We start from the raw sequence: 12,895 nt of genomic DNA, 5'->3' as shown, positions 1-12,895 counted from the left end.
ATCAAAATTTTAAGAGCAGGGGGTAGGGTACCGCTAGTATAGAGCGTCTTACGTTTAATTAGAACGAGCTACTTCTGTGTTGCTTGCAGTTGCACCCAAAGTGCGCCCAAGTTTAACTGCAAACCCACTAAAATTACTGCGGCGAATCTTGCTTAGCCGCATCTTCAACCACAGGATGAATTAAAGCAGATCGCAAACCTTGCCGCATTTCCGAATTCAAATACCTGCGTTGCAAAACCTGCCATTTTTGCCAAGCTGCGTAGCGATTTTCGGCCAACAAACCCGCCAACTTGGGCAACTCTTTTTTCAGATCGCGATCGACAAAATCTGTCAGAAACTCGCCTAAAACTTCACTGTCTTGAATATCGCCCAAACATTCCTGAATAGCTTTCACATCTTCGACATAAACTTCGTAAGTCTCGCTGTAAAAATCCCCAAACAGATTCATCAAATAGCGAACCCGCTTCGCTTGCTTCCGCAAATCGTGCAGAATAGTTCCCTCGGCTGCTAACTTCTCTTCGACAGCCTCAGCATTTAAATCATCAACAACTTTAACTTTGCCATCTTCATATTCTGTACCCAACAGCCAAGCCGGATGTAGGAAAAACTCGCTGACTTGAGGTAACAGTAAATCTGGCAAAACCTCAGCAATTGGCAAATGTTCGATCGCCTGAAACTTCGGTTTTTCCAGCCAATCCTCGATCGACTGCTTCAGCGATTCGTAGCTTTTGTGTTCTAAAATCGCCCTCACCCCTTTTAAAGCCCGGTGGCGCTGTTTGAGCAAATTCGACAAAGCCTTATCCAAAACTTCCTGTTCGTCAGCCGGCAAATTCGGGTAATAGCGGTTTTGGAGACTTTCGAGCATCACATCCAAATCCCTGAGCGTTCCCAGAATCCGCCCCACCTTACCAATTTTACGTTCAGAAGCCTCTTTTGGCCAATCTAAAACCGGAGCAAAACCAGTCACAGCCGATCGCAAACGTCTCAATCCCACGCGCATTTGATGAAGTTCTTCCGCGTCTTTGTCTTTGATAACTTCAGCCTCGTGTGCTACACTTTTGCGGAAATATTTCTCAATCGCTCCAGATGCAGCGTCTCCGAGAGTTTTAACTTGAGTTTTAACTTTTGCTGATGTTTTTACGTTCATGGCAGGTGTAGATTCCACTTTGCATATCGACTTTAATCTCGATTTCAAAGCTTTGCTAATAAGGGGTTATATCCTAGCACACACTTTTAATTTAGGAAGCGCAACCCGAATAAATCTTAATATAAAGTGCTTGACAATTTCTACTTAATCAGCATTTAGGAATCTAAAATTTTCAATCTAAAATCTAAAATCTAAAATCTAAAATCTAAAATAGAATTACCCTCCCTCGCCCTTGAGCTAATAAAAATTGGATTTCTAGCGCGCTTTCCCAAATAGGTTAAGATCGCTGAAAACCGATATTTATTCGCCAAAGGGTGAGAGAGGGTGCGATCGGGAGGACAAGTTTTAAATTAAATCAAACCCGCCCAGGCTGCCCGACTTCAAAGAGGCAGTTTAGCCTTTCCAGTCTTTCTCAGATTGCTCGAGCACGTAGGTTGCTACATCCTCGATTTGTTCGGGCTTCAACTTGGCGCCGAAAGCAGGCATAGCATTTTTGCCCTTAGTTACCTGAGTGGTAATAGCTTCCAGAGAATTCATACCGTACTTCTCAAGAGCTTCCTTTTTCAGGGTTTTCATGGCCATAACCACGTTGCCGCCACCGATGTGACAAGCAGCACAGTTCGAGCTAAAGATTTTAGCTCCTTTAACCGCATCACCTGCCAAAGCAGGGCGACCAAAGCCGACGGTAAAAATTGCGAACGCTAATAGGGCGATCGATAAGAGTCTTTTCAACGCAGTTCTCCTCTAATGGACACGCAAATGGTGATTCTTTAGATATTTTACCTGTTAAAACAGGCGCGATCGCGCAGTCGTATCGCCTTCTTTCGAGTAATTTACCACTTTTTGGCAGTGGCAGTTCAACTCTCAAAATTCTCCACGCCCCAGCCCGGAGCTTTCTGAGCAGCCCGGATCACAAAAGCCGCTAAATTTTCAATCTCAGCCTGTGGCATCCAGCTTTCCGGCACTTGGCGGCACCAAAAAGTCTCCTCAGTACCGTCATAAGTCATCGGTTCTCTCAGATACCCCACCAGACTATTGATGTTGTTGCGGGGAGGCGTTGCCCCTTTAAGGTCAGCCAAAGACAGAGATATCGTCGGATCGGGCAAATTAGCTCCTCCGACGTGACAATTAAGGCAATTTTGCTCGAACAATACCTTGCCCGCAGACAAATCCTGAGCCGAAAACAAGCGAGTATGTCCCTCAGAGTCCAACTCCAGAGCCACAGGTTCGCTGGCTTGTAAATACCTATTCACGTAAGAATCGGCAGCAGCCAAAACAGGTTGAGGAGCCAACAGCACGATCGGCAAAATAATTAACATCCCCAACAGAAAGCAGACAAAAGCACCACGACGCAGCATGAGGGACTACAACCTTTTGCGATAATCAATGAGCCGGAGGTAAATTTTAGATTTCAGATGTTAGAGCGAAAAACGACCAGCCAGCAATTCTTGCCGAACTTCAGCCCTCTCCCAATCCAACATCCAAAATCTAAAATCTAAAATCTAAAATCGATTAGCGAGCGCCTTTGCCACCAGCCCACTGCTTGGAGACAATTTTCGGCTGCAACAGAATGTGACCGGCAATCGCGTACAAATCGTCATCCGAGAGATTTCTCATCTCAGCGAAAATATCCGCACTCTTCATGCTCGGATGCAGTTCCGAAATTTCCTCAAACCCGTCATAAGTGGTGGGATTTTTCATAAAGTCCACCAGCGACTCAATATTATTCCGGGGCGGGTTAGCCAAAGCCAGAGTTTCCGGGCTCAAATTCACGTTCGGGTCAGTTTTTGTCATGCCCGCAGCGTGACATTGAGCGCAAGCCGAATTGAACAGGCGTTTGCCTTGCTGAACTTGTTTGAGGCTCAGCACTACCGGAGCACCCTTGTCATTCAAAGTCACAGTGCGAAGTTCAGGACTCAGTTCGACAGCCATCGCACTGCTGACAAATAACTGAAAGCTCAAGAATACAGCGGTCAGAGCAATGAAATATCTTTTAAGCATGGTTCTCCTTAAAAAAATCCGGCAAATTATTGAACGCTAAGAAATCGTACCTGGCAAACAGATGTGTGTTCAAAATTCCCTGATTCTGCAACAACTGGCGAAAGTTTGTGCAGCCATACCTTTAAAGGTAGAGGAATTTTGCGAGCTAATCTGCAAGAAGTTTTGAGTCGCGCCTTTTTTCGAGAGTGGACATAATTGCCTTAACATCCTCCAAAGCCAAACGGGTTTGAGGGTGCTTGTAGGCAATTTCCAACTCATCGCACAAGCGGATCACTTCTTCAACAGGGACGTTGAAGTCCTCTGCTATTTCTGCGATGGACAGGTCTGCAAAACCCATAATTTTTAGGTCGCTGACAGGTCAAAATTGAGTTGACGGCTATTAACTGAAAGCCGGACAATTTTAGAAAGCGCTGTTAGCTTGTTTTGTTAGTTTGTTCTGAGATTTTGTTCGATCTATCGCAAGCTAACTAACCGCTAACTGCTACTAGGCATTTTTGCCCAGCCAAACTCCAGGGCCAATCAACTTCCGATCAATATCATCCCACTGCTGCGTCGTTATTACCAATAGGAGTTGCGCGGATGGGGCTCAAAAGCCGGTGTCTGCGTGAACGTCTCGTTACCAAACTCAATATTGTTGGTAGAAGCCGGGTTTTTCGCAATTCCTCAGCAATTTCCTCTGTGCCCCGCACTCACCAACAGACAATTCTCCGGCGCAGCAGCTTAGGGAGAAAGTTTGAAAGCGTGAGTCTGCGGGGGCAAAGCGTGGTTATCGCTGCCATTGAGGGCGGGGAATTCCGAGTCTGCCAAGAAAGGCTGGGGCTGGTGGAGGCTGATGAGCTGACCGAGAGTTTTCTTTAATTGAGTCCGGGGTACAATCAAGTCTACAAAACCGTGGGCGAAGGAGTATTCGGAAGTTTGATAATTTTCCGGCAGCTTTTCCCGCAGAGTTTGCTCGATTACCCGGCCGCCCGTAAAGGCCACAGTAGCTTTTGGCTCTGCAATTATAATGTCTCCCAGCATGGCAAAACTGGCGGTGACGCCGCCGGTGGTCGGGTGGGTCAAAATCGGGATGTAAAGCAGTCTCGCTTCCCGGTGGCGTTCCAGAGCCCCGGAAATTTTAGCCATTTGCATCAAGCTGAGCATTCCTTCTTGCATTCTTGCACCACCGGAAGCGCAGACAATGATCACGGACAAGCGTTCCCGCGTGGCGTATTCGATGAGGCGAGTCAGCTTTTCTCCGACAACTGAGCCCATGCTGCCGCCGATGAACTGAAATTCCATGACTCCGAGGGCGACTGGCAAATTTTCTAGTTTGCCGATGCCTGTTTCTACGGCGTCTAGGTGGCCTGTTTTTTCTTGAAATTCTCGGAGTCGATCGCTATATTTTTTTCTATCACGAAATTTCAGGGGATCGGTGGCGTGCAGTCCTTCGTTAAGGGGCACCCAGGTATTGGGATCGATCAACTGCTCGATGCGATCGTCACTGTAAACTCTGATATGATGCCCGCATTCCAAGCAAACCATTTGATTTGCTCGCAGGTCTTTGGTATAACTCAGGGCATCGCAAGCTTCGCATTTATTCCAAAGTCCGTCCGCAATTTCTCGTTCCGGCCGTTCTTGGGAGTTCGGTACTGATTTTCGTCGATTTGCAAACCAATCAAATAGAGACATTAAAACTTGGTAATTGGTAATTGGTAATTGGTAATTGGGAAGTGGTAATTGGTAATTAGTAATTGTTAGTTGTTAGTTGCTAGTTGTCAATTGCTAGTTGTTCAGTGACTAATGACTAATGACTAATGACTAATCACCAGATTCTGGCTCATCTTCAACTGGACTGATGAGGAGCGATGCTGTTCGCTGGTGTTCTGGAAGAACTTGCAGGGCTGTAGCACTTCCAGCCCCGAAATAAGATGCTATGCCCAAGTCTACAATCCGGGCCGGGATTTCATGAGCAGCTAGGAGCTGCTGCATTAATTCCGCTTCCCAACGAAAGCTAGTAGTTGTAAGTGTAATCCAAGACACGGAACAATTTTACCAATTTTTGAGACAATTTTATGTTCGATCGCGCCTGACTACGGGCACATCAGAAACTAAAATTCGGGAAAAACAACTGCCAGTAACTAGATAAGATCGCTTCGCCCCACAGAGCAGTAATTGCTGTACCGAGAGCCAGAAACGGGCCGAAAGGCATGGGTTGACGCCGATCGAGTAACCCGATAGCGATCGCCCCCCCACCGACAAAAGCCCCGGCGACACAGGCGATAAATCCCGCTAGCAGCAAGTATTTCCAACCCAGCCAAGCTCCCATCAAGGCGGCCAATTTTGTATCTCCGGCGCCCATAGCATTCTGCCCCAGCCCGATCGTCCCGGCAAGTCCGATCGCGTCAAACAGCCACAACCCGACAACTGCTCCCGCGATCCCATCGAGTACCAGATAGTGTATCGAGTCGATCAAACTAAATGTCGGCCACCAACCTTTCGCCACCTGGAAAACCAATCCGAGCACCAAACCCGATCGAGTTAAAGAATTAGGCAAAGTCATTGTATCGCAATCAATCAAAGACAAAGCCAACAGCCAGCTAAACAAAGCCCAAAAACCAAGAGTTTGCACTGTTACGCCAAACCGCCAAAAGATTAGCAAAAATAGCAAACCCGTAGCTGCTTCCACCAGTGGATAACGGACAGAAATCCCACTGTGGCAGTGATTGCAGCGTCCCCGCAGCCATAGCCAACCGAAAACGGGTATATTTTCGTAATTTCTGAGTTGATTTAAACATTTGGGACAGCGAGAAGGAGGGTGGATCACCGACAAACCCGCAGGCAACCGATAGACTACCACATTTAGAAAGCTGCCAATAGCCGATCCGACAATAAAGACGATCGCCGTGACAAGGCAATTAAAGATTATTTCCATTAAGTTGACTGTTGACTGTTCACTTTTGACTGGGGTTATGTATCAGTTGTCAGTTGTCAGCAGCGCTGTTTCATTCTCTTGTAGGGGCAGCAAAGAGTGGCTGCCCCCATCCCACCAAATGCCTAAAAGATCCTGGATGGGTCTGGTCGGCATTCTTCGCACGACAAGAGTCAAAACGTGGGTTTTCCTGAGAATGAAACAGCCCTGAGTTGTCAGTTGTTAGAGCCTGTACGGTCAATTACCCATCATAAAAGGTATTAATAGTCAAAAATGCAAGTTTTCATAAAATCCTGAAAACATGGCTCTTCACGAGAAACCTATTTTAGTGCGAGCGTTCGAGCGGACATAATATTAGTTACTAATTACCAATTACCAATTCCCTATGCTCAATTATCAATTATCACCAATGACCAATTAGCAATTAATACATTTGAGATTCAATTTCGTCAAAAGTAACAAAACGTTCACCCGGCAATAAAATCGGCTGCGAAGCAAAAATTACCTGGCCTCGATCGCTTCCTTGACTGACAACTACACCCGCCGGACGCTGCATCTGCTCGGAATGCACTTTCAGATACATACCATAGGCCGATCGAGCAGCTCGGATCAAATCGGGAGCTAGCAAGCTGTGAGTCTCGGAAGTTTCTATAGTGGGTTCTGGGTTGGGCTGGTATGGAGTCACTGGAAACTTATCATAATGGTATAGGTCGAGTTATTGGTGTAGCATCTCGATTGATCGAACTTACCCTATTTTTTAAGAATAAACTTAGGTGGAAATTATTAATAGATTAACCTACAATCCTCCCTTGGCTGCGATCGAACTGCGACTGCGATCGCTCCTTTCGGCTCAACTGTACGCTGCTGCGTGGGTAGATCCGTCCCCCGCAACGCTAATGGGGGTTTTCGATCACCTGCGAACTCTGCGCTACATCCTCCACGACTACGTGCCTAGGCCAGTGTCCGAATCTCCGCCCAACCCGGGCGAGGTGCGCTACCAGTGGCAAACAGGCACCTTGCTGTTCACCGATTTGGAAGGGTTTACGTCGCTGTTGGAAGCAAACGCGGCCCAAGGACGCAAGGGAGCTGAAACGTTGCTGGGCGTGATTAACGACTATTTTGCCTCGATGATTGAAATTGTCAGCAAATCGGGCGGGGATTTGCTGGAGTTTACCGGAGATGCCATGCTGGTGCAGTTTCTGTCAGGAATTCACCAAGAGGATACAGCCAGGGCGGTGCGGGCTGGTTTGCGGATGCAGCGGGCGATGGCTGAATTTGCGAATATTGAAACGGCGCGGGGTGTTTTGTCTTTGAAGATGCGGGTGGGCATCCACTGCGGCCGCTACATTAGTGCTGACATCGGTACACCGCAGCGGATGGCTCACGTACTGCTGGGACATTCAGTCCAGCAAGCCAAGCAAACTGAGGGTTCTGGGAGTGTGGGGCGGGTGTGTGTGACTGAAACTGCTAGAGAGTCTTTGGGAGAGCAATTTCGCTTTGAACCCGGGAAACAGGGTTATTTTTTGGTGGCGGACGATTTCACGGACGATCGACTCGGAGAGTATGATATCACTTTGACTGGGCGGCGGATGCCGAGTTCGGTATTGCTCGATCGCAGCGTTGCGGGCTTGGTAAAAGAAATCGGGGAAGCTGTGAATCGGCTTGAACCTCTTGCTAGTTATATTCCCAACACTATCCTGAGACTGCTGGTGGAAAATGCAGACAGGCGGAAAATTCCGCCGGATTTTCCTGAACCGACCGTGATGTTTGTCAACTTGATAGGTTTACCGGAGTCTGTGGAGAAAGCTTCGCCGGAGGAAGAAGTCAACCTGGTAGTGGGTTTTTCTCGGGTGTTTGCGTTGATCGATGCTGTAGTCTCAGCTAAAGGGGGCGTGTTGCAAAAAGTAACGGCGCACTTAGATGGTTCGGATATGCTGATTTATTTTGGCGTGCCCGACGCTCACACGGATGACACCAGCCGCGCGGCTAGTGCCGCGATTGCAATCCGAGATATCATTGCAGGTTTGCCTCTGGTAATTATCGCGGGTGAAGAAATAAAAGTAAGCTGTCAAATTGGGCTGTCCCTGGGGCCGGTGTTTGCTGCTGAGGTTGGGGAACCGCGAGGGCGCAGGGAGTTTAATATCCTCGGGGATACGGTGAATACGGCTGCTCGGTTGATGAGCAAGGCGGGGGAAAACCAAATTTTGATTGCTGAAAGGGTGTATGAGTCGATCGATCTCAACTTCATTTGTGAGGCTTTGGGATCTGTTGCTCTGAAGGGGAAATCTGCTCAAACTCCGATTTTTGCTTTGCAAGGTGCAAAAGGGGAGAAGGGAAAAGGGGGCGTTTAAATAACTTTGCTGGCTAATAATGGCATACTACTGGTCAATTGAGAGCATGACAAACCATTACCGCATCATTAATCATTAATAATGATGCGCGAGCGTACCCCAAAATATTTAAATACGGTAAAGCGATAAAATTAGCGTATATAGCCTGTAATACTCCAACAACGATCGCGATCGTTGGTGCTGGCTTTAGTGGTTCTCTAGTAGCGACTAACCTGTTAAACGGAACTTACCCCCTGCGGGGGTAGTTCTGGGGGCTGTATTCTTTGTCCCGTCTCGGTTTTAGCGACTTGACTGCCGACAAACCGTAGTCATTTATTTAAGATTTTATTAATATTTAGACCCAGAGTATTGTTCTCTGATGAATTTAAGCAAAAACTCCGCCACATAAGGGTTGTAAGAGATTGTAGTCATGTAAAAGACTTGGACGCTCCGGGCAAGTCTCACCTCGCAATGGTTTCAGACGGAACTTACCCCGCACACGGGGTCAGTCCCGGTTAAAAACAGCTAACCGCCCCCTGCTAATCAAGCTGATTGAGCGCGATCGCCATATTGGCAAGGGAGTTGCTATAGCACCACCAACAGTCGAGTTAGTCTTTTTAACCATTGATCTTGAGTGTGCCTTGCTGTATGATAAAATTCAGCTATACTACGGTAAGCCAATCGATTTATAGTATAAACTGCGTAAGTCCTAATTAAACGAGACATTTAGCAAGGAATTGAGGAGATGAATCATGAGCAAGTGGTTTGCCATTGCCAGACGTAGGTTGCTGCTATTTTTTATTTCTGGGGTGTTTCTAGCGGTATTAGTCAATGCCTGTACTAATTCTGCCTCTCCTGGAACTGGCACTACAGCAGCATCGCCAGGCTCATCTCCTACGGCAGTTCCTACGGTAGTACGTTTAGATTATGCCTACTACAATCCTGTCAGTCTTGTGTTGAAAGAGAAAAACTGGCTGGAGGAAGACTTAGCCAAAACCAATATCAAAGTGGAATGGGTTCTCAGTCAAGGTAGTAACAAGGCATTAGAGTTTCTCAATGGCAGCAGCGTTGACTTTGGCTCGACTTCTGGTGCTTCCGCACTGATTGCCAAAGCCAATGGCAATCCCATCAAGTCTATTTACGTTTACTCGAAGCCCGAATGGACAGCATTAGTAACTACGGCGAATTCTTCCATTCAAAAAGTCGCCGATCTAAAAGGCAAGAAAGTTGCAGCAACGCGCGGAACAGATCCGTTTATTTTCTTGTTGCGTGCCTTGGATCAAGTCGGTTTGACTACCAAAGATGTAGAAATTGTGCCTTTGTCGCACGCTGACGGTAAAGCTGCCCTTGAGAAAGGCGATGTTGATGCCTGGGCTGGTCTCGATCCATTTATGGCACAGACAGAAGTAGAAAAAGCCTCGAAACTCTTCTTCCGCGAGCCCAAACTAATTAGTCAAGGCTTTTTGAATGTCCGCGAGGCATTTGCCAAACAATATCCTGAACAAGTTAGTCAAGTGCTAACCGCCTATGAGAAGGCACGGAAATGGGCGATCGCAAATCCTAGTGAACTCAAGCAAGTGGTGATTAAAGCATCGAAGCTGACAGAAGCGGTAGCAACTAAACAATTAGAGGAGCGAACTGATATATCAAACTCATCGATTGGTGACGAACAAAAAGCCGTTATTAGTGCTGCTGGGGATGTCTTGAAAAAAAGCGGCGTGATCGAGGATTCCGTTGATGTCATTACAGTAGTTAACAATTTAATCGATCCGCAGTATGTGGCAAAGGTTGCCAAATCATAAGTAAAAAAAATCTGCTGTGGATATACACCAACTCACCAACGCATATCAGAAATTTAAAAATTAAAAATTAAAATTTTAAAAATAAATTCATCATTTTTAATTTTGCATTTTTAAATTTCAATTCCGAGCCAAAGCTATCTATGCAGAACAGCAAACACTAAGTTATGGAACAAAGACTTGCGATCGCAATACCAAGCGCACAAACAGGTAATATTTGGCAATTCCTCAGCCGTCTGGGCAGAGCAAAAGGCTTGCTCTTGCCAGTCTTTCTCTTACTATTGTGGGAAAGCCTGTCTAGGTTTGGCTTGGTTGCTCCTAACTTGTTACCTGCTCCCTCAACTATTCTTACAACAGTTTGGCAACTCGGTGCAGCAGGGGAACTATGGCAGCACATTGGCATTACACTCTATCGAGTCTTTGTTGGCTTCCTAATTGGTACATTTTTTGCCACTCTTCTAGGAGGATTAACAGGCTATTCTTGCCTAATTTACGATTTACTCGACCCGCTTTTGCAATCACTTCGTAACATTCCTTCGCTGGCATGGGTGCCACTATTTATCCTCTGGATGGGAATTCATGAGCCTTCCAAAATTGCTTTGATCGCCGTTGGAGTCTTCTTCCCCGTTTACTTAAATCTGATGAGCGGCATTCACAATGTCGATCGCAAATTGGTTGAGGTTGGCAAAATCTATAGACTTAATGATTGGCAGCTTATCAGTCGCGTGTTCTTACCCGCGACATTGCCGGCCTACATAGTCGGTTTGCGAAGTGGCTTGGGTTTGGGCTGGATGTTTGTCGTAGCGGCTGAATTGATGGGAGCCAGTCAGGGCTTAGGCTTCTTATTGATCGATGGGCAAGCGACTGGACGACCCGCCATCACCCTCGCCAGCATTCTCTTGTTTGCGATTTTCGGAAAAGTGACTGACTCAATTATTGGCATTGCATCGCATTGGCTACTCCATTGGCAGGATGTTCACGCTTCCAACCATTAGTTCAAAGTATTAATTTCAAGCATTCATTCAAAGCGCCAAGGAGGAAACATATATGCTAATCATCGAAGGACTGCATAAGCGATTTAAAAATGGTTTTGTAGGATTGGAGTCTATTGATTTAACTGTTAATCGTAGCGAGATTGTTAGTTTAATTGGTACGAGTGGTTGCGGAAAAAGTACACTTTTACGGATCGTTGCCGGATTAGATATGCCAACTTATGGAGATGTGCAAATTGACGATATTCGCATTAACAAACCTCATCCAGAAATTGGTGTAATATTTCAAGAACCTCGGCTGATGCCTTGGTTAACCGTCTGGGAAAATGTGCAGTTTGGTTTGCATCATTTACCGAAGGATGAACGCAAGGCACGGGCAAGTGATGCTCTAGTTAAGGTTGAATTACAAGATTTTGCTCGTTTGCTGCCACGCCAATTATCAGGAGGAATGGCTCAACGGGTGGCGATCGCCCGTGCCCTCGTCACTAATCCTTCTATTTTATTGCTAGATGAACCCTTTAGTGCTCTCGATTCCTTTACTAGAATGCAACTACAGGATCGTCTGTTAGAAATTTGGCAATCCGATCGCCAGACTATTATTCTTGTGACCCATGATGTTGAAGAAGCACTGATTTTAAGCGATCGCGCGATCGTTATGCGTGGCAACCCTGGACGCATCCATATCGAGCTAGATATCGATATTCCCCGTCCCCGCAGGCGTACCGATCGCAATTTGCAATATTGGAAAGAAAAATTATTGAGTACCTTGGATTTATCCAATACGCAAACTGTTCCTTTAGAGGTTTAAATCCCAAGCTAGAGCGCAATTAATATCTAAGAAAGTTAAATCATGACTGCTAAATTATTCCCAAACTACGATCCTACGCTCTTTCAAGGAGCTATTTCTTATTACTTGCAATATCGACCGCGCTACCCAAATGCTCTTTACGATTTAATCTCACAGGAATTTCAATTAGACGGGCAAGGCAAGCTTCTCGATCTCGGCTGTGGGATTGGCTTGGTAGCGATCGCCTTACACGATCGATTTAAATCTGTTTTGGGTATCGATCCCGATCCAGAAATGCTCGAAGTTGCCAAGCAAGAAGCTAAACTGGCTCATGCTTCAAATATCGCTTGGGTAAAGGATTTAGCAGAAAATATTTCCCCGGGAATTGGTACATTTTCCCTTGTCACCATTGGTCGTGCTTTTCATTGGATGGATCAAGAATTGGTGCTACAGCGTAGCTACGATTTGCTCGATCGCACCAGTAACGCTAATAAGGGGATAGCGATTATTCAAACTGAAAAAGATATTTGGTCAAATGACTCTGTTTGGGCACAAAATGTGCTAGCTACGATTAAACGGTGGCTAGGAGAAGAGCGCCGTGTGGGATCGAGTAGCGTTCCTTTGCTCTACAAGTCTGATTTAGAAGTTTTGGATCGATCGCCATTCGTTCGGATTAAGCGCCATAAGATTGACTTTCAAAAACACTGGACGATTGATAATTTTATTGGTTATCTCTACTCCACCGCTTACTGCCGTCGTGATTACTTTAATGGCGATACTTCCGTATTTGAAACGGAAATTAAAGCAGCAATTCTCAGTGCAGAACCTTCAGGTCAGTTTGTTGAAGATGTACCTATTTCTGTTTACTTGGGTTTTAAGGACTGACCAACCTACAGGAATCCTAAATCATTTGTACCTCATTACTTCC

14 protein-coding genes are annotated in these 12,895 nt (G+C 46.1%); 5 read left to right on the top strand and 9 right to left on the bottom strand.

What is annotated here, in order from left to right; genetic code table 11:
• Positions 1–133: 133 nt before the first annotated feature.
• From QUA57_RS02570 to QUA57_RS02530, 9 genes are all read right to left on the bottom strand, one after another.
• Positions 134–1,147 carry a CHAD domain-containing protein gene (locus tag QUA57_RS02570; RefSeq protein WP_333059361.1) on the bottom strand — a complete coding sequence of 338 codons (1,014 nt, stop codon included), beginning with the start codon at positions 1,145–1,147 and terminating at the stop codon, positions 134–136.
• A gap of 393 nt (positions 1,148–1,540) precedes the next feature.
• Positions 1,541–1,879 (bottom strand): cytochrome c6 PetJ, encoded by a 339-nt coding sequence (gene petJ, locus QUA57_RS02565; protein ID WP_333035581.1) that lies wholly within the window; start codon positions 1,877–1,879, stop codon positions 1,541–1,543.
• A 125-nt stretch (positions 1,880–2,004) separates the two neighbouring features.
• Positions 2,005–2,505, bottom strand: coding sequence for a photosystem II cytochrome PsbV2 (psbV2, locus tag QUA57_RS02560; protein WP_333059362.1), 501 nt, complete (start codon positions 2,503–2,505; stop codon positions 2,005–2,007).
• A 154-nt stretch (positions 2,506–2,659) separates the two neighbouring features.
• Entirely contained in the window at positions 2,660–3,148 is a 489-nt protein-coding gene (psbV, locus tag QUA57_RS02555; RefSeq protein WP_333035576.1) for a photosystem II cytochrome c-550, read from the bottom strand.
• Positions 3,149–3,293: 145 nt separating this feature from the next.
• Positions 3,294–3,485, bottom strand: a complete 192-nt coding sequence (locus tag QUA57_RS02550) for a translation initiation factor IF-2 (protein WP_333058460.1) — start codon at positions 3,483–3,485, stop codon at positions 3,294–3,296.
• A 383-nt stretch (positions 3,486–3,868) separates the two neighbouring features.
• Entirely contained in the window at positions 3,869–4,819 is a 951-nt protein-coding gene (accD, locus tag QUA57_RS02545) for an acetyl-CoA carboxylase, carboxyltransferase subunit beta (protein WP_333059363.1), read from the bottom strand.
• Between the two features lie 129 nt (positions 4,820–4,948).
• Positions 4,949–5,170 carry a hypothetical protein gene (locus tag QUA57_RS02540; RefSeq protein ID WP_333035572.1) on the bottom strand — a complete coding sequence of 74 codons (222 nt, stop codon included), beginning with the start codon at positions 5,168–5,170 and terminating at the stop codon, positions 4,949–4,951.
• A 61-nt stretch (positions 5,171–5,231) separates the two neighbouring features.
• Positions 5,232–6,062, bottom strand: a complete 831-nt coding sequence (locus QUA57_RS02535; protein WP_333035755.1) for a prepilin peptidase — start codon at positions 6,060–6,062, stop codon at positions 5,232–5,234.
• A 421-nt stretch (positions 6,063–6,483) separates the two neighbouring features.
• Positions 6,484–6,744, bottom strand: a complete 261-nt coding sequence (locus tag QUA57_RS02530; RefSeq protein WP_333035570.1) for a hypothetical protein — start codon at positions 6,742–6,744, stop codon at positions 6,484–6,486.
• An 88-nt stretch (positions 6,745–6,832) separates the two neighbouring features.
• On the opposite strand from QUA57_RS02530, the gene QUA57_RS02525 reads away from it, so the two are divergent.
• The 5 genes from QUA57_RS02525 (at position 6,833) to QUA57_RS02505 (ending at position 12,852) form a co-directional block, all read left to right on the top strand.
• On the top strand, positions 6,833–8,410 hold the full coding sequence (locus QUA57_RS02525) for an adenylate/guanylate cyclase domain-containing protein (RefSeq protein ID WP_333059364.1): 1,578 nt from the start codon (positions 6,833–6,835) through the stop codon (positions 8,408–8,410).
• Positions 8,411–9,141: 731 nt separating this feature from the next.
• On the top strand, positions 9,142–10,191 hold the full coding sequence (locus tag QUA57_RS02520; protein WP_333059365.1) for an aliphatic sulfonate ABC transporter substrate-binding protein: 1,050 nt from the start codon (positions 9,142–9,144) through the stop codon (positions 10,189–10,191).
• A 164-nt stretch (positions 10,192–10,355) separates the two neighbouring features.
• A complete protein-coding gene (locus QUA57_RS02515; RefSeq protein ID WP_333059366.1) occupies positions 10,356–11,183 on the top strand; it encodes an ABC transporter permease in 828 nt (275 codons plus the stop codon).
• A gap of 52 nt (positions 11,184–11,235) precedes the next feature.
• The gene (locus tag QUA57_RS02510; RefSeq protein WP_333059367.1) at positions 11,236–11,988 is read left to right on the top strand and encodes an ABC transporter ATP-binding protein; all 753 of its coding nucleotides are present in this window, start codon (positions 11,236–11,238) and stop codon (positions 11,986–11,988) included.
• A 42-nt stretch (positions 11,989–12,030) separates the two neighbouring features.
• Positions 12,031–12,852, top strand: coding sequence for a methyltransferase domain-containing protein (locus tag QUA57_RS02505; RefSeq protein ID WP_333059368.1), 822 nt, complete (start codon positions 12,031–12,033; stop codon positions 12,850–12,852).
• Positions 12,853–12,895 lie beyond the last annotated feature (43 nt).

The sequence above is a fragment of the Microcoleus sp. Pol7_B2 genome, assembly GCF_036701035.1.
Taxonomy (GTDB): Bacteria; Cyanobacteriota; Cyanobacteriia; order Cyanobacteriales; family Microcoleaceae; genus Microcoleus.
This window is presented reverse-complemented; position numbering and strand designations above follow the sequence as displayed.